Annotated in this window: 18 protein-coding genes; all 18 read left to right on the forward strand. The window is 73.7% G+C overall.

The window, feature by feature from the left end:
* The first annotated feature begins 54 nt into the window (after positions 1–54).
* The 18 genes from AA0005_RS09495 (at position 55) to AA0005_RS09580 (ending at position 20,152) form a co-directional block, all read left to right on the forward strand.
* Complete coding sequence (locus AA0005_RS09495) at positions 55–1,392, forward strand: replication-associated recombination protein A (RefSeq protein ID WP_413449929.1); 1,338 nt, start codon at positions 55–57, stop codon at positions 1,390–1,392.
* A gap of 258 nt (positions 1,393–1,650) precedes the next feature.
* Positions 1,651–2,283: a 30S ribosomal protein S4 gene (rpsD, locus tag AA0005_RS09500; RefSeq protein WP_413449930.1), complete on the forward strand. Its 633-nt coding sequence runs from the start codon at positions 1,651–1,653 to the stop codon at positions 2,281–2,283.
* Between the two features lie 112 nt (positions 2,284–2,395).
* Entirely contained in the window at positions 2,396–2,743 is a 348-nt protein-coding gene (locus AA0005_RS09505; RefSeq protein WP_110851041.1) for a DUF948 domain-containing protein, read from the forward strand.
* Positions 2,743–2,976, forward strand: coding sequence for a hypothetical protein (locus tag AA0005_RS09510; RefSeq protein ID WP_413449931.1), 234 nt, complete (start codon positions 2,743–2,745; stop codon positions 2,974–2,976). Before AA0005_RS09505 ends, AA0005_RS09510 begins: the two co-directional genes overlap by 1 nt.
* A 36-nt stretch (positions 2,977–3,012) precedes the next feature.
* Positions 3,013–5,709 carry an alanine--tRNA ligase gene (alaS, locus tag AA0005_RS09515; RefSeq protein WP_413449932.1) on the forward strand — a complete coding sequence of 899 codons (2,697 nt, stop codon included), beginning with the start codon at positions 3,013–3,015 and terminating at the stop codon, positions 5,707–5,709.
* Positions 5,706–6,200 carry a Holliday junction resolvase RuvX gene (gene ruvX / locus AA0005_RS09520; protein ID WP_413449933.1) on the forward strand — a complete coding sequence of 165 codons (495 nt, stop codon included), beginning with the start codon at positions 5,706–5,708 and terminating at the stop codon, positions 6,198–6,200. Before alaS ends, ruvX begins: the two co-directional genes overlap by 4 nt.
* Positions 6,197–7,357, forward strand: a complete 1,161-nt coding sequence (gene mltG, locus AA0005_RS09525) for an endolytic transglycosylase MltG (protein WP_413449934.1) — start codon at positions 6,197–6,199, stop codon at positions 7,355–7,357. Before ruvX ends, mltG begins: the two co-directional genes overlap by 4 nt.
* A gap of 1 nt (position 7,358) precedes the next feature.
* On the forward strand, positions 7,359–8,282 hold the full coding sequence (locus tag AA0005_RS09530; protein ID WP_413449935.1) for a shikimate dehydrogenase: 924 nt from the start codon (positions 7,359–7,361) through the stop codon (positions 8,280–8,282).
* Positions 8,272–8,853 (forward strand): prepilin peptidase, encoded by a 582-nt coding sequence (locus AA0005_RS09535; protein WP_413449936.1) that lies wholly within the window; start codon positions 8,272–8,274, stop codon positions 8,851–8,853. The genes AA0005_RS09530 and AA0005_RS09535 overlap by 11 nt, the downstream gene beginning before the upstream one ends.
* Before the next feature lie 60 nt (positions 8,854–8,913).
* Positions 8,914–10,125, forward strand: a complete 1,212-nt coding sequence (gene aroC, locus AA0005_RS09540; RefSeq protein ID WP_413449937.1) for a chorismate synthase — start codon at positions 8,914–8,916, stop codon at positions 10,123–10,125.
* Positions 10,122–10,667 (forward strand): shikimate kinase, encoded by a 546-nt coding sequence (locus AA0005_RS09545; protein ID WP_413449938.1) that lies wholly within the window; start codon positions 10,122–10,124, stop codon positions 10,665–10,667. The genes aroC and AA0005_RS09545 overlap by 4 nt, the downstream gene beginning before the upstream one ends.
* On the forward strand, positions 10,664–11,746 hold the full coding sequence (aroB, locus tag AA0005_RS09550) for a 3-dehydroquinate synthase (protein WP_413449939.1): 1,083 nt from the start codon (positions 10,664–10,666) through the stop codon (positions 11,744–11,746). Before AA0005_RS09545 ends, aroB begins: the two co-directional genes overlap by 4 nt.
* Before the next feature lie 39 nt (positions 11,747–11,785).
* A complete protein-coding gene (locus tag AA0005_RS09555) occupies positions 11,786–12,400 on the forward strand; it encodes a hypothetical protein (protein ID WP_413449940.1) in 615 nt (204 codons plus the stop codon).
* The gene (locus tag AA0005_RS09560; RefSeq protein ID WP_413449941.1) at positions 12,397–12,768 is read left to right on the forward strand and encodes a hypothetical protein; all 372 of its coding nucleotides are present in this window, start codon (positions 12,397–12,399) and stop codon (positions 12,766–12,768) included. The genes AA0005_RS09555 and AA0005_RS09560 overlap by 4 nt, the downstream gene beginning before the upstream one ends.
* 27 nt (positions 12,769–12,795) lie before the next feature.
* Positions 12,796–13,359, forward strand: coding sequence for an elongation factor P (gene efp / locus AA0005_RS09565; RefSeq protein WP_413449942.1), 564 nt, complete (start codon positions 12,796–12,798; stop codon positions 13,357–13,359).
* Between the two features lies 1 nt (position 13,360).
* Positions 13,361–13,789, forward strand: coding sequence for a transcription antitermination factor NusB (gene nusB / locus AA0005_RS09570; protein WP_413449943.1), 429 nt, complete (start codon positions 13,361–13,363; stop codon positions 13,787–13,789).
* A 302-nt stretch (positions 13,790–14,091) separates the two neighbouring features.
* Positions 14,092–18,663, forward strand: a complete 4,572-nt coding sequence (gene gltB / locus AA0005_RS09575) for a glutamate synthase large subunit (protein WP_413449944.1) — start codon at positions 14,092–14,094, stop codon at positions 18,661–18,663.
* Positions 18,656–20,152 (forward strand): glutamate synthase subunit beta, encoded by a 1,497-nt coding sequence (locus tag AA0005_RS09580; RefSeq protein WP_413449945.1) that lies wholly within the window; start codon positions 18,656–18,658, stop codon positions 20,150–20,152. The genes gltB and AA0005_RS09580 overlap by 8 nt, the downstream gene beginning before the upstream one ends.
* Positions 20,153–20,172 lie beyond the last annotated feature (20 nt).

Consider the following 20,172-nt stretch of genomic DNA (forward strand, 5'->3'; position numbering starts at 1 on the left):
ACAGCCGGACTCCTCGTCGGCGCCCGAGTCGGTGGCCCGACGTAGGCTCCGACCGTGGACCTCTTCGACTCCGTGGGCGCCGACGACGCCGGCACCCCCGCCGCTCGTCCGGACGCGCCGCTCGCCGTGCGGATGCGTCCCGCCTCCCTCGCCGAGGTGGTCGGCCAGGAGCACCTCCTCAAGCAGGGCGCTCCGCTGCGGCGGCTCGTCGAGCCGGGCGGCAGCTCCCGTGCCTCCTCGGTCATCCTCTGGGGCCCGCCGGGCACCGGGAAGACGACGCTCGCCTACCTCGTCGCGCACGCCTCTGGTCGCCGCTTCGTCGAGCTGTCCGCGGTGACGGCGGGCGTCAAGGACGTCCGGCAGGTCGTCGAGGACGCCCGGCGCCGGCTGGTGAGCACCGGCGGGGAGACCGTCCTGTTCATCGACGAGGTCCACCGCTTCTCCAAGACCCAGCAGGACGCTCTCCTTCCGTCGGTCGAGAACGGCTGGGTCACGCTCGTGGCGGCGACGACGGAGAACCCGAGCTTCTCCGTCATCTCCCCGCTCCTGTCCCGCTCCCTGCTCCTCACCCTCCAGCCGCTCGAGGAGAAGGACATCCGTGCCCTCGTGGCGCGCGCACTGGCCGACGAGCGCGGCCTGGACGGCCGGTACGAGCTCGCCGACGACGCGCTCAACCACCTCGTGCGGCTTGCCGGCGCCGACGCGCGCAAGGCGCTCACCATCCTCGAGGCGGCCGCGGGCGCCGCTGGTGACGACGGCGAGATCGACCTCCCGACGATGGAGCGTGCCATCGACGTCGCGGCCGTCCGCTACGACCGCGACGGCGACCAGCACTACGACGTCACGAGTGCCTTCATCAAGTCGATGCGCGGCTCCGACGTCGACGCCGCGCTCCACTACCTCGCCCGGATGATCGTCGCGGGGGAGGACCCCCGCTTCATCGCGCGCCGCATCGTCATCGCGGCGGCCGAGGAGGTCGGCATGGCCGACCCGACGGCGCTCCACACCGCCGTCGCCGCCGCGGAGGCCGTCGCCTTTATCGGGATGCCCGAGGGTCAGCTGGTCCTGGCCCAGGCCGTCGTCCACGTCGCGACGGCGCCGAAGTCCAACGCCTCCTACCGCGCGATCGGCGAGGCCATCGCCGACGTCCGGGCCGGCAAGGCCGGGCCCGTCCCGCCGCACCTGCGCGACTCGCACTACGCGGGGGCGAAGAAGCTCGGCCACGGCACCGAGTACGTCTACGCCCACGACGTCCCCCACGCCATCGCCTCCCAGCAGTACCTGCCCGACGAGCTCGTGGGGCGCCGCTACTACGAGCCCCGCCCGCGTGGGCTGGAGCGCGACATCGCCACCCGCCTCGACCGCATCCGCGACATCCTCGACAACGGCTGACGCGCCGTCGCCCTCTCGGCGATATCTGTACTCTCGGCGATAACTGTGCTGTCGGCGGTATCTGTGCTGTCGGCGGGGTTTGGGGCGGGGCCCGGGTGCGGTGGAGGTCACAGGGGGGCTCCCCGGAGCGGGGGAGGGCGCTGGTAGTCTTGTCCGGTTGCCTTCGGGCAGCCACCTGGGGTCCCAGCCTTCATGGTCGGCCCCGCGCGGCGGGAGATCTCCCGCACGCGTGACGTCACAACGACAGGAAGTACACGCATGAGCAAGAACAACCAGGCACGGTCGCGCCGCCAGGTGCGCCTGTCCCGCGCCCTCGGCATCGCGCTGACCCCCAAGGCGGTCAAGCACTTCGAGAAGCGCCCCTACCCGCCCGGTGAGCACGGCCGCGCCCGTCGTCGGACCGAGTCCGACTACGCCGTCCGCCTCAAGGAGAAGCAGCGTCTGCGCGCCCAGTACGGCCTGCGCGAGGTGCAGATGCTCCGCACCTTCGAGGAGGCCCGCAAGGAGTCCGGCCTGACCGGTGAGTCGCTGGTCGAGCTGCTCGAGATGCGTCTGGACGCCCTCGTCCTGCGCGCCGGCTTCGCCCGCACGATCGCCCAGGCCCGCCAGGCCGTCGTGCACCGCCACATCCTCGTGGACGGCAAGCTCGTCGACCGCCCCTCCTTCCGCGTGAAGCCGGGCCAGGTCATCCAGGTCAAGCCGAAGAGCCAGACCATGACGCCCTTCCAGATCGCCGCCGCCGGTGCGCACCGCGACGTCCTGCCGGATGTCCCGGGCTACCTCGACGTCGCGCTGGAGAAGCTGCGCGCCCAGCTCGTCCGTCGCCCCAAGCGCGACGAGGTCCCCGTGACCTGCGACGTGCAGCTGGTCGTCGAGTACTACTCGCGCTGACCCACCCTGCCCGTCACCGCGCCCCGGGCGCCGGCCCCGCCGGTACCCGGGGCGCGGACATTTCCGGGTAGCCTGCCCGCAGCGCACACCCGCCAGCCCAAGGAGCCTGCAGATGAACATCGGCGACATCGCCGGGATCGTGGCCGCCGTCGCGTTCCTCGCGCTCGTGGCTTTCCTCGCCGTCCCTCTCCTCAAGGTCGGCAAGGTGCTCGACGCCGCGACCGACTCGGTCCGTGAGGTCACCGCCCACGCCCTGCCCGTCGTCGACGAGGCCGCCGCCACGATCGCGGCGAGCAACGCCCAGCTCGCGAAGGTCGACGCCGTGACCACCGCCGCCACCGAGGTCTCGCAGAACGTCTCGGCCCTCACGACGCTCGTCTCCGCGACCGTGGGCGGCCCGCTCATCAAGGTCGCCGCCTTCTCCTACGCCGTGCGGCGGGCCTTCCGGCGAGGCGCGTGATGCGTCGCACCGCCGTCGTGGGCGTCGTCGTCCTCGCCGTCGTCGTGCTCGCCGCCCCCGGTGTGCGTCGGGGGGTGGGCGCCCGGTTCGGGTCCGTCGCCGCCGGCGTGCGGTCCCGCGTCGAGGGCTTCCGCACCGACTACGCCGAGCGCGAGGCCGAGCTGCGCGAGCGCCTGCTGCCCGACGACGCCGTCGTCGCGGCCGCCGCCCGCACCCGCGCCGACCACCACTGACCTTCCGTCCCCTCCGACCCTTCCCCCGAGGTCCCATTGCGCACCGCCGAGATCCGCTCCCGCTGGCTCGAGTACTTCGCCAAGCACGACCACCACATCGCGCCGAGCGTGCCGCTCGTGTCGCCGGACCCCTCGATCCTCTTCACGATCGCCGGCATGGTGCCCTTCATCCCGTACATCGTCGGGACGCAGGAGGCGCCGTGGCCGCGCGTGGCCTCGGTCCAGAAGTGCCTGCGCACCAACGACATCGAGAACGTCGGGCGCACCACGCGCCACGGCACGTTCTTCCAGATGAACGGCAACTTCTCCTTCGGTGACTACTTCAAGGAGGGGGCGATCGGCTACGCCTGGGACCTCCTCACCACCTCCCAGGCCGACGGCGGCTACGGGCTGGACGGCGACCGCCTGTGGGTGACGACCTGGGACCAGGACACCGAGGCCCACGCCGCCCTCAAGGCGATCGGTGTGGACGAGCGGCACATCGTCCGCCTGCCCCGCGAGGAGAACTTCTGGGACACCGGCCAGCCCGGCCCCGCCGGCCCCTGCGCCGAGTTCCACTACGACCGCGGCCCCGAGTTCGGCCCCGAGGCCGAGGGCGGCACCGTGGACCCGGGCGGCGACCGCTACCTCGAGATCTGGAACCTCGTCTTCGACCAGTTCCTGCGCGGTGAGGGCACCGGCAAGAACTACCCGCTGCTGCGCGAGCTCGAGCACAAGAGCATCGACACCGGCGCCGGTCTCGAGCGCATCGCCTACCTGCTGCAGGGCAAGGCGAACATGTACGAGACCGACGAGGTCTACCCCCTCATCGCGACGACGCAGGAGCTCACCGGCCGCCGCTACGGCGCCGACGAGGAGGACGACGTGCGCATGCGCATCGTCGCCGACCACGTCCGCTCCGCGCTCATGCTCATCGGCGACGGCGTGCGCCCGGGCAACGACGGCCGCGGCTACGTCCTGCGCCGTCTCATCCGCCGCGCGGTCCGCTCGGTGCGCCTCCTCGGCGTCGACGAGCCGGTGCTGCCCGAGCTGCTCCCGGTGGTCAAGGACGCGATGGCCCCGTCCTACCCCGAGCTCGAGCGTGACTTCGCGACGATCAGCGACGTCGCCTACGGCGAGGAGGAGGCCTTCCGCCGCACCCTCGTCGCCGGCACCACCATCCTCGACACCGCGGTGAGCCGCGCCAAGGCCGCCGCCGGCGACACCGGCCGCGCCCAGCTGCCGGGAACGGACGCCTTCGCGCTCCACGACACCTACGGCTTCCCGATCGACCTCACCCTCGAGATGGCCGCCGAGCAGGGCGTGGCCGTCGACGAGCAGGGCTTCCGGGACCTCATGGCCGAGCAGCGCGAGCGCGCCCGCGCCGACGCACTGGCGAAGAAGTCGGGTCACGTCGACCCGGCCCACTACCGCGAGCTCCAGGACCGCCTGGGCGGCAGCACGATCTTCCTCGGCTACACCGACACGACGGCGGAGGCCCGGCTGGTCGGCCTCCTCGTCGACGGCCAGCCGGTGCCGGCCGCCACGGCGCCCGCCGACGTCGAGGTCGTCCTCGACCGCACGCCCTTCTACGCCGAGGCCGGTGGCCAGCTCGCCGACCAGGGCACGATCCGGCTCCAGGGCGGCGGCATCGTCACGGTCGACGACGTCCAGGCCCCGGTCAAGGGCCTCGTCGTCCACCGCGGCCGGCTCACCGAGGGCACAGTGACCCTCGACGAGACCGGTGTCGCGGCGATCGACACCGACCGCCGCATCGCGATCGCACGCGCCCACTCGGCCACCCACATGGTCCACAAGGCGCTGCACGAGTCCCTCGGCGAGCAGGCCACGCAGGCCGGCTCGGAGAACGCGCCCTCGCGCCTGCGCCTGGACTTCCGCCACGGCAGCCAGGTGCCCGCCGCCGTCATCGGCGAGATCGAGGAGCGGGTCAACACGCTCCTCGCCGAGGACCTCGAGGTCACCGACGAGATCATGGACATCGAGGACGCCAAGGCGTCCGGCGCGATGGCTCTCTTCGGGGAGAAGTACGGCTCGCGGGTGCGGGTCGTGTCCATCGGTGGCGACTGGTCCAAGGAGCTGTGCGCGGGCACCCACGTGCCGCGCACCGGCAACATCGGCCGGGTCACGCTCCTCGGGGAGTCCTCCATCGGCTCGGGCGTGCGCCGCGTCGACGCGCTCGTCGGGGCCGGCGCCTACGGTTTCCAGGCCCGCGAGCACGCGCTCGTCGGCCAGGTGACGAGCCTGCTCGGCGGGCGCCCCGAGGAGCTGCCCGAGCGCATCTCCTCCCTCATGAGCCGGCTCAAGGCCGCCGAGAAGGAGCTCGCCGCGGTGCGCCGCCAGCAGCTCCTCGCCGGCGCCGGCTCGCTCGTCGACTCCGCGCAGGACGTCGAGGGCACCCTCGTCGTCGTCCACGACGCCGGTGAGGTCGCCGGGGGAGACGACCTGCGCACCCTCGCCCTCGACGTCAGGGGACGGCTCGGGGACGCGCGTCCCGCCGTCGTCGCCGTCGCGGGCACGAGCAACGGCCGCCCGTCGGTTGTCGTCGCCACGAACGCCGGCGCGCGCGAGGCGGGCCTGCGGGCCGGTCAGCTCGTGCGCGGCGCCGCCGGACGCCTCGGCGGCGGCGGTGGTGGCAAGGACGACGTCGCCCAGGGCGGTGGCACCGACCCGGCGGCGGTGCCGGCAGCCCTCGACGGCGTGCTGGCCGACGTGAGGGGCGTGGTCGCTCGATGAGTGACCAGGCTCCGGCCTTCGCGCGCGGCCCCCGCATCGGCGTCGACGTCGGTGCGGTGCGGGTCGGTCTCGCGCGCAGCGACGCCGACGGGCTGCTCGCCACCCCCGTGGAGACCGTGACCGGTGAGCGTGCCACCCAGCTGGCGCGCGTGGCCGAGGTCGTCCGCGAGTCGGGGGCCACGGCCGTCGTCGTCGGTCTGCCGCGCCAGCTGTCCGGCGCCGAAGGGCATGCCGCCGCGCTGGCGCGGGAGTACGCTGAGGAGCTGGCGCGAGTGTGCGACCCCGTGCCCGTCAGGCTCGTCGACGAGCGGCTGACGACCGTCAGTGCCCACCAGGCGCTGCACCGGTCGGGCCGCCCGGGGCGGCGCCACCGGGCGGTGGTCGACCAGGTCGCCGCCGTCATGATCCTCCAGGCAGCCCTGGACCAGGAGCGCCGGACAGGTCACCCGGCGGGGGAGCTCGTCGACCACGGAACGGAGGCTGAGTCGTGAGCGACCTCTTCGACCAGGCGCTGCTGGCCGACGAGCCCGAGCCCCGCGCGCCCGCCGAGCGACGGTCGGCGCGCCGTGACCGCGCCGAGCGCAAGCGGCGCCGCCGCCGGCGGACCGCCATCGCCGTCGTGCTCAGCCTGCTCCTCGTCGCCGCTCTCGCAGTCGGTGTCTTCGTCGCCTTCCGCACCCTGTTCGACGGGGGCGAGGAGACCAGCGCGGAGGACTTCCCCGGCCCCGGCTCGGGCAGCGTCTCCGTCGTCATCGAGGAGGGCGCGACGGGCACCGCGATGGGTGACACGCTCACCGAGGCCGGCGTCGTCGCCTCCCGGCAGGCCTTCGTCGAAGCGTTCAGCGCCAACCCGGACGCCGCCCAGATCCAGCCCGGAACCTACGAGCTCATGGCCGAGATGCGCGCCGTCGACGCGCTCAACGCGCTCCTCAACCCGGCGAACAAGTCGGAGCTGCGCATCACCGTGCCCGAGGGCTGGCGCGCCTCCCAGATCTACGAGCGCATCGCCAGCGTCGCCCAGATCCCCCTCGAGGAGGTCGAGGCGGCCGCCGCGAACCGCGAGGCGATCGGGCTGCCCGCCCACGCCGCCGAGAATCCCGAGGGCTGGTTCGCGGCCGCGACCTACACCCTCGAGCCCGACGCGGGCGCCACCGAGATCCTCGCGGCAATGGTCGAGCAGACGAAGTCCACCTTCGAGTCGCTCGGGGTGCCTGCGGAGCGCCAGCACGACGTGCTCACCCGGGCCTCGATCATCGAGCACGAGGTGATTCACGACGAGGACCGCGGCAAGGTTGCGCGGGTGCTGGAGAACCGCCTGCAGAACTGCAGTGGCGACGGCCTCATCGGCATGGACTCCACGGTGAACTACGGCCTGGGACTGACTGGCGTACCCGACGCTGCGGCCCTCGAGGACGCGAGCAACCCGTACAACACCCGCATCCACCCCGGTCTGCCGCCCACCCCGATCGGCGCCCCAGGCTCCGGGGCCATCGAGGCGGTCCTCAACCCGCCGGAGGGTGACTGGTGCTACTTCGTCACGGTGAACCTCGACACGGGGGAGACGCGGTTCAGCGCCGACTACGAGCAGTTCCAGGAGGACCGGGCGGAGTTCCGTCGCTGGTACTCCGAGAACGCCGACGAGGGCTGACGTGAGCGGCGGTGAGCCGGGCGGCCCCGCGCTGCCCACCTACGACGTGTACCCGGCCAGCGCCCTGCCGGCCGGGGCGCGCCGGGCCGCCGTGCTCGGCAAGCCCGTCGCCCACTCGCTGTCCCCGGTCCTCCACGGCGCCGCCTACGCAGCGCTCGGCCTCGACTGGGTCTACGGCCTCGCGGAGGTCGACGACGCCGAGCTCGCCGGCGTCGTCGCGGCGCTGGACGGGGAGTGGGCCGGGCTCTCGCTCACCATGCCGCTCAAGCACGTCGCCCTCGAGGTGGCCGACGTCGTCGACCCCCTCGCCGAGGTCGTCGGCGCCGTCAACACGCTCATTGTCCAGCCCGGGCTCGTCGTCGGCGCCAACACCGACGTCCACGGCGTCGTCGCCGCCCTGCGCGAGGCCGCCGCCCGGGAGGAGTGGCGCCCGAGCGGCGCCGTCGTCCTCGGGGGCGGGGCGACCGCCGCGTCGACGCTCGCGGCCCTCGCCGAGCTCGGGATCACCGACTCCCTCGTCCTCGTCCGCAACCCCGCCCGCGCCGGGGCGCTGCAGCGCGCCGCGCACCGGATGGGCGTCCACGTGACGCTGCGCCGGTGGACGGCCGTCGAGCAGGCCGCCGAGGCCGTCCTGGGCGCGGACGTCACCGTCTCCACCCTGCCCGCCCACGCCGGGGACGAGCTCGGCGACCACCTCGCGGCGCGCGGCGGCACGGCCGGGCGGGTGCTCCTCGACGTCGCCTACGACCCGTGGCCCAGCCGCCTCGCCGCCGGGTTCACCGCCGGCGGCGGCACCGTCGCCCCTGGCTGGGCCATGCTCCTGCACCAGGCGGCCGAGCAGGTGCGCCTCATGACCGGGCGTCCCGCGCCGCTCGAGGCCATGCGGGCGGCGCTCACCGACGCCCTGGCCCTCCGTGCCGGCTGAGCCGGCCGCCACCCGGTGGCAGGCCCCGGGCGTCCTCGCTGCGGCCTGCGTCGTCGCCGTCCTCGTGACGCTGCTCGTCCACGGCTGGCGGCCCGACCTGCCCGCGGCGCTGCTCCTCGCCGTCGCCGGGGTGCTGCTCGCGGCCGAGGACCTCGCCAGCCACCGGCTGCCCAACGCCGTCCTCGCGCCCACCGCCGTCGCCCTCACGCTCCTCCTGACCGTCGCCGCCCTCGCCACGGGCGCGTGGGACGGCCTGCTGCGGGCGGCCCTCGCCGCGGTGGCGAGCGGCCTGGGCTACCTCGTCCTCGCCCTGCTGCGGCCCGCCGGGCTCGGCATGGGCGACGTCAAGCTCGCGGCGGTGCTGGGCGCGTGGCTGGGGTGGCTGGGCTGGGGCGCCGTCGTCCTCGGGGCCCTCGCGGGCTTCGTCCTCGGCGGGGTCGCCGGGCTCGTCCTCATCGTCGCCGGCCGCGCCACGCGCACGACGGCGATCGCCTTCGGTCCGTGGATGCTCCTCGGTGCGGCCGTCGCCAGTGCCGTCACGGTGCGGCTGGGGCCCGTCGTCGGCCTGTGAGCCGCGCCGTCTGCCGGACGCGCCGGGGTCGTGTCGGCGGGCCGTGGCAGGATGCCGGACATGCGTTGGTTGACAGCAGGTGAGTCCCACGGCGAGGCCCTCGTCGGTGTCGTCGAGGGGGTGCCGGCCGGGGTGGCACTGAGCACGGAGGAGCTGCGCACCGTGCTCGCGCGGCGCCGGCTCGGCTACGGCCGCGGCGCCCGGATGAAGTTCGAGCAGGACGAGGTCCGCCTGCTCGGCGGCGTCCGGCACGGCCGCACGATGGGCGGGCCCGTCGCCATCGAGATCGGCAACTCCGAGTGGCCCAAGTGGCAGACCGTCATGTCGGCGGACCCGGTCGACCCCAGCCTCCTCGAGGTGGATGCCGGTACCGGGGACACCAGGGAGATCGCCCGCAACCGGCCCCTCACCCGGCCGCGTCCCGGCCACGCCGATCTCGTCGGCATGACGAAGTACGCCCTCGACGACGCCCGCCCGGTGCTCGAGCGGGCCAGCGCCCGCGAGACGGCCACGCGCGTCGCGCTCGGCGCCGTCGCGGCCGCCGTGCTCGAGCAGGTCGCCGGCGTGCGGCTGGTCTCCCACGTCGTCGCCGTCGGTCCGGTCGACGTGCCCGAGGAGGCCCCCGCCCCTGGGCCGGACGACGTCGCCGCGCTCGACGCTGACCCGATCCGCTGCTTCGACCCCGCCACCTCCGCCGCGATGGTCGAGGAGATCGACGCCTGCCGCAAGGACGGGGACACCCTCGGCGGGGTCGTCGAGGTCCTCGCCTACGGCCTGCCCCCGGGCCTGGGCTCCTTCGTCCACGGGGACCGCAAGCTCGACGCCCGCCTCGCCGGCGCCGTCATGGGCATCCAGGCGATCAAGGGCGTCGAGATCGGTGACGGCTTCCGCACCGCACGCCGTCGCGGCTCCGTCGCCCACGACGAGATCGTCCGCGGGGCCGACGGCGTGCAGCGCACCACCAACCGCGCCGGCGGCGTCGAGGGCGGGATGAGCAACGGCGAGGTGCTGCGCGTGCGCGCCGCGCTCAAGCCGATCTCCACGGTGCCGCGCGCCCTGCAGACCATCGACGTCACCACGGGGGAGGCCGCCACGGCGATCCACCAGCGCTCGGACGTCTGCGCGGTGGCCCCGGCCGCCGTCGTCGCCGAGGCGATGGTCGCCCTCGTCCTCGCCGAGGCCCTGCTGGAGAAGACCGGCGGCGACTCCGTCGCCGAGGCCTCCCGCAACCTGCGCGCCTACCTCGAGTCGATCCCGGAGAGCATGCGATGAGCCAGACCGTCTCCCGAGCCCGCGTCGTCCTCGTCGGGCCGCCCGGCGCCGGCAAGACCACCGTGGGACTCGAGCTCGCCCGGCGCCTAGGCGTCGAGCTGCTCGACACCGACGAGGAGGTCGAGCGCCTCGAGGGGCGCACGATCAGCGACATCTTCATCGAGGACGGCGAGCCCCGCTTCCGCGAGCTCGAGCACGCGGCGGTGCTGCGGGCCTTGGCCGAGCACGACGGCGTCGTGGCACTGGGCGGGGGAGCGGTCGAGCACCCCGACACGCGCGCGGTGCTCCTCTCCGTGCCCGTCGTCTACCTCGAGGTGTCCATGGCCAAGGCGCTGCCCCGGGTCGGCCTCTCCGGCGCCCGGCCGCTCCTCGTCGAGAGCCCCCGCGCCCGGTGGAAGGCCCTCATGGACGCCCGGCGCCCGCTCTACCAGGAGGTCGCCGGCCTCACCGTCGACACCGACACCGAGCCCGTCGAGCGGCTCGCCACGCTCGTCGCCGAGGCGCTCGAGCGGGGCGACCTCGTCCCCCGGGACGCCGCATGACAGAGGCGCGGGTGCGGGTGCGGGCCGAGCACGAGTACGAGGTCGTCATCGGCCGCGGCCTCGACGGCGAGGTGGTGAGCGCCGTCGGGTCCGAGCCCCGCCGCGTGCTGCTCGTCCACCAGGGACCGCTCGCGGACCAGGCAGCCCGCCTCGGGGCGGCACTGGAGGCGGCCGGTCACGAGGTGCACCCCGCGCTCGTGCCCGACGGCGAGGCGGCCAAGACCGTCGACGTCCTCGCCGAGCTGTGGTCACGCCTCGGCCGCGCCGCCTTCACCCGGCAGGACCTCGTCGTCGGCCTCGGCGGCGGCGCCGCGACCGACCTCGCCGGCTTTGTCGCGGCCTCGTGGCTGCGCGGGGTCGCCGTCGTCCACGTCCCCACGACCCTTCTCGGCATGGTGGACGCCGCCGTCGGCGGCAAGGCCGCGATCAACACGCCGGAGGGGAAGAACCTCGTCGGCGCCTTCCACTCGCCGCGCGCCGTCGTCTGCGATCTCGACGCCCTCGCCACGCTGCCGCCCGAGGACCACGCCGCAGGGCTGGCGGAGGTCGTCAAGTGCGGCTTCATCGCCGACCCTCGCATCCTCGAGCTCGTCGAGGCGGACGCCGGTGCCGCCGCGCGCGACCCGGGCTCGCCCGTGCTGGCCGAGCTCGTCCGCCGCGCCGTGGAGGTCAAGGCGGAGGTCGTCTCCGCCGACCTGCGCGAGGCCGGGCGCCGGGAGTTCCTCAACTACGGGCACACCCTGGCCCACGCCATCGAGCTGAGCGAGGACTTCCGCTGGCGGCACGGGGACGCCGTCGCGGTGGGCATGGTCTTCGCCGCCGAGCTCGCCCGCGCGGCCGGCCGGCTCGGCGACACCGACGTCGCCCGGCACCGCGACGTCCTGCGCTCTCTCGGCCTGCCGACCACCTACCGCCAGGACCGGTGGCCGCAGCTGCTCGAGGCCATGGGCAGGGACAAGAAGACCCGCGGCACGACCCTGCGCCTCGTCGTCCTCGACGGCATCGGGCACCCCGGACGCCTCGAGGGCCCCGACCCCGCGCTGCTCGAGACGGCCTACGCCGCCCTTGCCAAAGGCTGAGCCCTTGATCGGTGAACATCAAGTGTCTAGCCTTGTGTCATGTTCGTCGTGACGGTCGACCAGAAGGCGAGCCGCACCCGCGGTGACGCCGTCCCGGCGCTTCTCGAGGCGGTCGCGGCCTGGCGCGAGCGGCAGCCGGCCGACCCCTTCGTGCTGCCCGTCGAGCGCACGGTCGGCGACGAGGTCCAGGGCGTGCTCTCCGACGCGCGCGCCGTCGTCGGTCTCGCCCTGCTGCTCCAGCGGCTGGGTGGCTGGAGCGTGGGCATCGGTGCCGGTGCGGTCGTCGAGCCGCTGGCCGCGTCCGCCCCCGCCAGCTCGGGGGAGGCCTTCATCCACGCCCGCACCGCCGTCGAGCGTGCGCGTGGTCGCGCGGTGAGCGTGCCGCTCGCCGTCGACGGCGCCTCGCCCGCGGCGGCCGAGGAGGCCGAGGCGCTGCTCCAGCTGCTCGCCGCCGTCGTCCGCCGTCGCAGCGACGCCGGCTGGGAGGTTGTCGACCTGCTCGAGGAGCTCGGCACCCAGCGGGCGGTCGCCGAGCGGCTGGGGATCAGCGCCCAGGCCGTCAGCCAGCGGCTCGACGCCGCGCTGTGGCAGGAGGAGGCCCGCCTGCACCCGCTGGCGGCCCGCCTGCTCACCACGGCGGGGGAGGCGGCATGAGCTGGGCCGGTGCCGGTGTCGTCACCGCTGCGCTCCTCGTCTCCGTCCTTCTCGGGCGGTGGGTGACCGGGCTCGTGCTGCGCCGGGTGGAGTCCGGCCCGCCCGGCAACGGGGTGCTGCGCGGAGGCACGTGGATCGGGATGCTCGAGCGCGCCGCGATCACCGGCACGGTCATGGCCGGGCTCCCGGAGGGGGTGGCCGTCGTGCTCGCGATCAAGGGCCTGGGGCGCTACCCGGAGCTGCGGGAGAGTCGCCCCGACCACGTGAGCCCCGCCGCGGAGCGCTTCATCATCGGCACGCTCACCTCCTACACGTGGGCCGGGGCGTGCGCCGTGCTGGGTCTGCGGGTGCTCGACGCGTTAGGCTGACTGCCGCTCTCTCGAAAGGACAACTCAGTGGCCACCACGAACGACCTCAAGAACGGCATGGTGCTCGTCATCGACGGGAACCTCTGGTCCGTCGTCGAGTTCCAGCACGTCAAGCCCGGCAAGGGCCCCGCCTTCGTGCGGACCAAGATCAAGAACGTGCTCTCCGGCAAGACCCTCGACAAGACCTTCAACGCCGGCGTCAAGGTCGAGACGGCCACGGTGGACCGCCGTGACATGCAGTACCTGTACCAGGACGGTGCGGACTACGTGTTCATGGACACCTCCACCTACGACCAGATCCTCGTCGGTGCCGACATCGTCGGGGACGCCGCGAACTTCCTTCTCGAGGGGCAGATCGCGACCGTCGCCACGCACGAGGGCCGGGTGCTCTACATCGACCTGCCCGCCTCCGTCGTCCTCGAGATCACCTACACCGAGCCGGGCCTCCAGGGCGACCGCTCCTCGGCCGGCACCAAGCCTGCCACCGTCGAGACCGGCTACGAGGTCCAGGTGCCGCTCTTCCTCGAGCAGGGGACCAAGATCAAGGTCGACACGCGTACCGGGGAGTACCTCGGCCGCGTGAACGACTGACATGGCAGCACGCAGCAAGGCGCGCACGCGCGCCGTCGACGTCCTCTACGAGGCCGACCAGCGGGCGCTGGCCGGGTGGGAGGTGGAGCTGCGCGAGCTCCTCGCGCAGCGCCTCCAGCACACCGCCGCGCAGACCGCGCTCCCGCAGTACGCGGTGGAGATCGTCGAGGGCGTGGCGGACCACGCCACCGAGATCGACGAGCTCATCACCACCTACGCCCAGGACTGGACGCTGCCGCGGATGCCTGCCGTCGACCGCGCCATCCTGCGCCTGGGCGTGTGGGAGGTCGTGTTCAACGACGACGTCCCCGGCGCCGTCGCCGTCGACGAGGCGGTGGCCCTGGCCACCAAGCTGTCCACCGACGAGTCGCCGCGCTTCGTCAACGGCCTCCTCGGCCGCATCCTCCAGCTGGAGGCCGGCGGTCGCTGAGCCGCCCACCGACGAGCCGGGTCCCCGCAAGGGGGCCCGGCTCTCGTCGTTCCCTGCCCGGCGCAACAAGCCCGCAACACGCCGGGACACCTGTCGAGCAGCGGGCGCAGCCCTGGACCTGGGCGCGAGATCGGCGCACCCTGCCCGTGAGGGCGGCGCACACCTGTCCACGATGCAAGACATTGGGCGTGTTGGGGGCCATCTCGTTCATCAGGGGGTAACCGAGGAGTAAAGTCCCCGCTGGCTGGGTCAACGGTGCCCCACTTCTGGTCAAGACAGTCGCACAGCAAGGGGAATGCACCATGGGCCCGATCCACGGAACCACGCCGCAGCCGGGGGCGCCGCCCCGCCAGGGTCTCTACGACCCCGCGTACGAGCACGACGCCTGCGGCGTCGCCTTCGTCGCCACACTGCGTGGGACCCCGGGCCGCGACATCGTCGATGCGGCTCTCACGGCCCTCGCCAACCTCGACCACCGTGGCGCCGTCGGCGCCGAGCAGGACACCGGCGACGGCGCCGGGATGCTCCTCCAGGTCCCCGACGCCTTCCTGCGCGCCGAGCTGCCCTTCGCCCTGCCCGAGCCGGGCCACTACGCCGTCGGGCTGGCCTTCCTCCCCGGCGGGAACGGCGCCTCGACGGAGCGCGCCGCCGCCGTCGCGAGCATCGAGCGCATCGCCGGCGAGGAGGGCCTGCGCGTGCTCGGCTGGCGCGAGGTGCCCGTCGTCGACCACATCGTCGGCCAGATGGCGCGCTCGACCATGCCCGCCTTCCGCCAGCTCCTCGTCACCGACGCGGACGGCGAGCGCTCCGGCGTCGCCCTGGACCGCCTCACCTACCGGCTGCGCAAGCGCGCCGAGCACGAGCTCGGCGTCTACTTCGCTTCGCTGTCCTCCCGGACGCTCGTCTACAAGGGCATGCTCACGACGGCGCAGCTGGCCGACTTCTTCCCGGACCTGCGCGACCCGCGCCTCGTCAGCGCCCTCGCGCTCGTCCACTCCCGCTTCTCGACGAACACCTTCCCGTCCTGGCCGCTGGCGCAGCCCTTCCGGATGGTCGCCCACAACGGGGAGATCAACACGGTGCGCGGCAACCGCAACTGGATGGGGGCACGCGAGGGCGTCGCGTCCAGCGAGCTGCTCGGCGACCTCGAGCCGCTGCTGCCGGTCTGCCCGCCCGGCGCGAGCGACTCCGCCTCCTTCGACGAGGTGCTCGAGCTGCTCCACCTCGGCGGCCGTTCGCTGCCCCACGCGGTGCTCATGATGATCCCGGAGGCGTGGCAGAACCACGCCGAGATGGACGAGGCTCGCCGCGCCTTCTACGAGTACCACGCGACGATCATGGAGCCGTGGGACGGCCCGGCGGCGATGACCTTCACCGACGGCACCCTCATCGGCGCCGTCCTCGACCGCAACGGTCTGCGCCCGGCCCGGTACGTCGTCACCGAGGACGGTCTGGTCGTGCTCGCCTCGGAGTCCGGCGTCCTCGACATCGACCCCGCGACCGTCGTGCGCAAGGGCCGCCTCGAGCCGGGCCGCATGTTCCTCGTCGACACCGCCGCGGGCGAGGTCGTCGACGACGAGGCCCTCAAGGACGAGCTCGCCGCAGCCGCCCCGTACGGCGACTGGCTGGCCGAGCACACGCTCCACCTCGCCGACCTGCCCGACCGCGAGCACGTCCTGCACTCGCGCTCCTCGGTCGTGCGCCGCCAGCAGGTCTTCGGCTACAGCGACGAGGAGCTGCGCATCCTCCTCGCACCCATGGCGCTCACCGGCGCGGAGGCGCTCGGCTCGATGGGCACCGACACCCCGCTGGCCGTGCTGTCCACGCGCCCGCGGCTGCTCTTCGACTACTTCGCCCAGCAGTTCGCCCAGGTGACGAACCCGCCCCTCGACTCGATCCGCGAGGAGCTCGTCACCTCCCTTGGCGGGGCGATCGGCCCGGAGCCGAACCTGCTCGCCGAGGTGCCCGAGCACGCCCGCAAGCTCGTCCTGCCCTTCCCGACGATCGACAACGACCAGCTCGCGAAGATCGCCCACGTCGGCAGCGCACGCGCGGGCAAGGGCCTGCGCTCCGTCGTCGTCTCCGGGCTCTACCCGGTGGCCGGCGGGGGAGCGGCGCTCGAGCAGCGGCTGGAGGAGATCTTCTCCGAGGTGGACGCGGCGATCGAGAACGGCGCCAGCTTCATCGTCCTGTCCGACCGCCACTCGACCGCGGCCCTCGCACCGATCCCCTCGCTCCTGCTCACCGCCGCGGTGCACCACCACACGCTGCGCCGGCGCACCCGGACCAAGGTCAGCCTCCTCGTCGAGGCCGGGGACGTGCGCGAGGTCCACCACGTCGCGCTCCTCGTCGGCTACGGCGCGGCGGCGGTCAACCCCTACCTCGCGATGGAGAGCGCCGAGGAGCTCGTCCACAACGGCGTCGTCACCGGCCTCACGCCGGAGCAGGCCGTCTCGAACGTCATCCGGGCGCTCGGCAAGGGCGTGCTCAAGGTGATGAGCAAGATGGGGATCTCGACGGTCTCCTCCTACCGCGGCGCGCAGGTCTTCGAGTCCCTCGGCCTGTCCCGCGAGCTCGTCGCCCGCTACTTCACCGGGACGCCTGCCCCGCTCGACGGCGTGGGCCTGGACGTCCTCGCCGCGGAGGTGGCCGCCCGGCACGCGACCGCCTACCCGCCGTCGGGCATCTCGCCCGCCTCCCGCCAGCTGCGCACCGGCGGGGAGTACCAGTGGCGCCGGGACGGCGAGCCGCACCTCTTCGACCCGGAGACGATCTTCCGCCTCCAGCACGCGACGCGGACCCGCCGGATGGACATCTTCCGTGACTACACGCGGCGCGTGGACGAGCAGTCCGAGCGGCTCATGACCCTGCGCGGCCTGTTCCGCCTCCGCGAGCGCGCCCCGATCCCGCTCGACGAGGTCGAGCCGGTGAGCGAGATCGTCAAGCGTTTCTCCACCGGCGCGATGTCCTACGGCTCGATCTCCGCCGAGGCGCACGAGACCCTCGCGATCGCGATGAACTCCCTCGGCGCGAAGTCCAACAGCGGCGAGGGCGGGGAGGACACCGACCGGCTGCACGACCCGCGGCGCCGCTCGGCGATCAAGCAGGTCGCCTCCGGCCGCTTCGGCGTGACGGCGGACTACCTCACGAGCGCCGACGACATCCAGATCAAGGTCGCCCAGGGCGCCAAGCCCGGTGAGGGCGGCCAGCTGCCCGGCACCAAGGTCTACCCGTGGGTCGCCGGCACCCGGCACTCCACGCCGGGCGTCGGGCTCATCTCCCCGCCGCCGCACCACGACATCTACTCGATCGAGGACCTCGCCCAGCTCATCCACGACCTCAAGAACGCGAACCCCGAGGCGCGGGTGCACGTCAAGCTCGTCAGCGAGGTCGGCATCGGCACGGTCGCGGCGGGCGTCGCCAAGGCGCACGCCGACGTCGTCCTCGTCTCCGGGCACGACGGCGGCACGGGCGCGAGCCCGCTCACCTCGCTCAAGCACGCGGGCGGCCCGTGGGAGCTCGGCCTGGCCGAGACCCAGCAGACGCTCATCGTCAACGGCCTGCGCGACCGGATCACCGTCCAGACCGACGGCCAGCTCAAGACCGGCCGCGACGTCGTCATCGCGGCGCTGCTCGGCGCCGAGGAGTACGGATTCGCGACGGCGCCGCTCGTCGTCGCCGGCTGCATCATGATGCGGGTGTGCCACCTGGACACCTGCCCGGTCGGCATCGCGACGCAGAACCCCGAGCTGCGCGAGCGCTTCACTGGTAGGGCCGAGCACATCGTCAACTTCTTCGAGTTCATCGCCGAGGAGGTCCGCGAGCTGCTCGCCTCCCTCGGGCTGCGCTCCCTCGACGAGGCCGTGGGCCGGGTCGACCTGCTCGACACCGACGCCGCGCTCGGCCACTGGAAGACGGCCGGCCTCGACCTCTCGCCCATCCTCGCGAGCATCGACCCGGCACCCGGCACCGCCCGCCGCCGCGTCCGCGCGCAGGACCACGGGCTCGACAAGAGCCTGGACGTCACGATCATCGAGCAGGCCCGTCCCGCCCTCGACGACGGCGTGCCGGTTCGTCTCGACCTGCCCGTGCGCAACGTCAACCGCACCGTCGGCACCCGCCTGGGCCACGAGATCGTCAAGCGCCACGGCGCCGCCGGCCTGCCCGACGGCACCGTCGACATCACCCTGCGCGGCACCGCCGGGCAGTCCTTCGGCTCGCTGCTGCCCCCAGGGGTGACCCTGCGGCTGCTCGGCGACGCCAACGACTACGTCGGCAAGTCCCTGTGCGGCGGCCGTGTCGTCGTCCGGCCCGAGGAGGAGTCGCGGCTCGTCGCTGCGGACAACACCATCGCCGGCAACGTCATCGGCTACGGCGCGACCTCCGGGGAGCTGTTCCTCTCCGGCCGGGTCGGCGAGCGCTTCTGCGTGCGCAACTCCGGCGCGACCGCCGTCGTCGAGGGGGTGGGCGACCACGCCCTCGAGTACATGACGGGCGGCACCGTGCTCATCGCCGGGCCCACCGGCCGCAACCTCGGGGCCGGCATGTCCGGTGGCACCGCCTACGTCCTCGACCTCGACCGCGGGCGGGTCAACGCCCCGGCCGTGGCCGACGGCGAGCTCCTCCTTGCCGAGCTCGACGCCGAGGACCGCTCGATCGTCCTCGACCTGCTCCGCCGCCACCACGAGCACACCGGCTCGGCCGTGGCCGCCGAGCTCCTCGCCGCCGCGGACGCCGCGTGCGCCCGCTTCACCAAGGTCCTGCCCCGCCGCTTCGCGGCCGTCTCCGCCGCCCTCGCCGACGCCGCCCAGGAGGGCCTGGACGCCGGCTCCCCGGACGTGTGGAGCACCATCCTGGAGGTGTCCAATGGCTGACCCCCGCGGTTTTCTCACCTACCGCGAGCGGGAGCTGCCCGCCCGCCGCCCGGTCCCGGTCCGCATCCTCGACTTCCGTGAGGTCTACGAGCGGCGGCAGGAGGACGCGGCGGCGCTCACCCGCCAGGCGACCCGCTGCATGGACTGCGGCGTGCCCTTCTGCCACGCCGGGTGCCCGCTGGGCAACCTCATCCCGGAGTGGAACGAGCTCACCCGCCGCGAGGACTGGGAGGGGGCCATCGGCCGGCTCCACGCGACGAACAACTTCCCGGAGTGGACCGGCCGCCTGTGCCCGGCACCCTGCGAGAGCGCGTGCGTCCTCGGTATCAACCAGCCCGCGGTGACGATCAAGAACATCGAGCAGTCGATCGCGGACACCGCCTGGGACCAGGGCCTGGTGACCCCCCAGGTGCCGGACCGGCAGACCGGCCGCACGGTCGCCGTCGTCGGCAGCGGCCCGGCCGGCCTGGCCGCGGCCCAGCAGCTCACCCGCGCCGGCCACACCGTGGCCGTGCTCGAGCGGGACGACCGCGTCGGCGGCCTGCTCACCTACGGCATCCCGGACTTCAAGATGGAGAAGACCCAGGTCGAGCGCCGCATCGCGCAGATGGAGGCCGAGGGCACGGTCTTCCGGGCGGGTGTCGACGTCGGCACCGACGTCACCGGCGAGGAGCTGCGGGAGCGGTACGACGCCGTCGTGCTCGCGCTCGGGGCCACCGTGCCGCGCGAGGTGCCCGTCCCGGGCCGTGAGCTCGGTGGCATCCACGTCGCGATGGACTACCTCGTCCAGTCCAACCGTGCCGTCGCGGGCGACGACGTCCCGGACCAGGTGACGGCGGCCGGGAAGGACGTCGTCGTCATCGGCGGCGGCGACACCGGCTCCGACTGCTTCGGCACGGCCCGCCGCCAGGGCGCGCGCTCGGTCACCCAGATCGACATCAACGTCCGCCGCGGTGAGGAGCGGGCGCCGGGGGAGCCGTGGCCGATGGACCCGCGCGTCTTCACGGTCTCCACCTCCCACGAGGAGGGCGGGGAGCGGATCTTCGGGACGGCGACCCTCGAGTTCGTCTCCGACGGCAGTGCGGGTGAGGGCCAGGTGACCCACGTGCGCATGGTCGAGGTCGTGCGCCACGCCGACCGCTCCACCACGCCCGTCGAGGGCACCGAGCGACTTATCCCCGCCCAGCTCGTCCTCATCGCCATCGGCTTCCAGGGGGTCCCGCGCGAGGGCCTGCTGGACCAGCTGGGCGTGGCCGTGGACGATCGTGGGCGTGTCGTCCACGACGAGACCTTCGCCACGTCCGTCCCCGGCGTCTTCGTCGCGGGTGACGCCGGCCGCGGCCAGTCGCTCATCGTGTGGGCGATCGCGGAGGGCCGCTCCTGCGCGGCAGCGGTGGACGAGTACCTCGACGGCGGCAGCGCGCTGCCCGTTCCCGTCACCGCGTCGAGCGCGCCGCTCGGCGTCGGTACCCCGGGCCTGGGCGCCTAACGGACCGGGAGGGGCGTCCA

Origin of the sequence: Georgenia phoenicis (genome assembly GCF_047302425.1) — a bacterium.
GTDB lineage: Bacteria > Actinomycetota > Actinomycetes > Actinomycetales > Actinomycetaceae > Oceanitalea.

Bases quoted from the DNA above. Each gene is read 5' to 3' on its own strand.
- rpsD (WP_413449930.1), top strand. From the start codon at position 1,651: ATGAGCAAGAACAACCAGGCACGGTCGCGCCGCCAGGTGCGCCTGTCC.
- AA0005_RS09505 (WP_110851041.1), top strand. From the start codon at position 2,396: ATGAACATCGGCGACATCGCCGGGATCGTGGCCGCCGTCGCGTTCCTC.
- AA0005_RS09510 (WP_413449931.1), top strand. From the start codon at position 2,743: ATGCGTCGCACCGCCGTCGTGGGCGTCGTCGTCCTCGCCGTCGTCGTG.
- ruvX (WP_413449933.1), top strand. From the start codon at position 5,706: ATGAGTGACCAGGCTCCGGCCTTCGCGCGCGGCCCCCGCATCGGCGTC.
- aroC (WP_413449937.1), top strand. From the start codon at position 8,914: ATGCGTTGGTTGACAGCAGGTGAGTCCCACGGCGAGGCCCTCGTCGGT.
- AA0005_RS09545 (WP_413449938.1), top strand. From the start codon at position 10,122: ATGAGCCAGACCGTCTCCCGAGCCCGCGTCGTCCTCGTCGGGCCGCCC.
- aroB (WP_413449939.1), top strand. From the start codon at position 10,664: ATGACAGAGGCGCGGGTGCGGGTGCGGGCCGAGCACGAGTACGAGGTC.
- AA0005_RS09555 (WP_413449940.1), top strand. From the start codon at position 11,786: ATGTTCGTCGTGACGGTCGACCAGAAGGCGAGCCGCACCCGCGGTGAC.
- AA0005_RS09560 (WP_413449941.1), top strand. From the start codon at position 12,397: ATGAGCTGGGCCGGTGCCGGTGTCGTCACCGCTGCGCTCCTCGTCTCC.
- nusB (WP_413449943.1), top strand. From the start codon at position 13,361: ATGGCAGCACGCAGCAAGGCGCGCACGCGCGCCGTCGACGTCCTCTAC.
- gltB (WP_413449944.1), top strand. From the start codon at position 14,092: ATGGGCCCGATCCACGGAACCACGCCGCAGCCGGGGGCGCCGCCCCGC.
- AA0005_RS09580 (WP_413449945.1), top strand. From the start codon at position 18,656: ATGGCTGACCCCCGCGGTTTTCTCACCTACCGCGAGCGGGAGCTGCCC.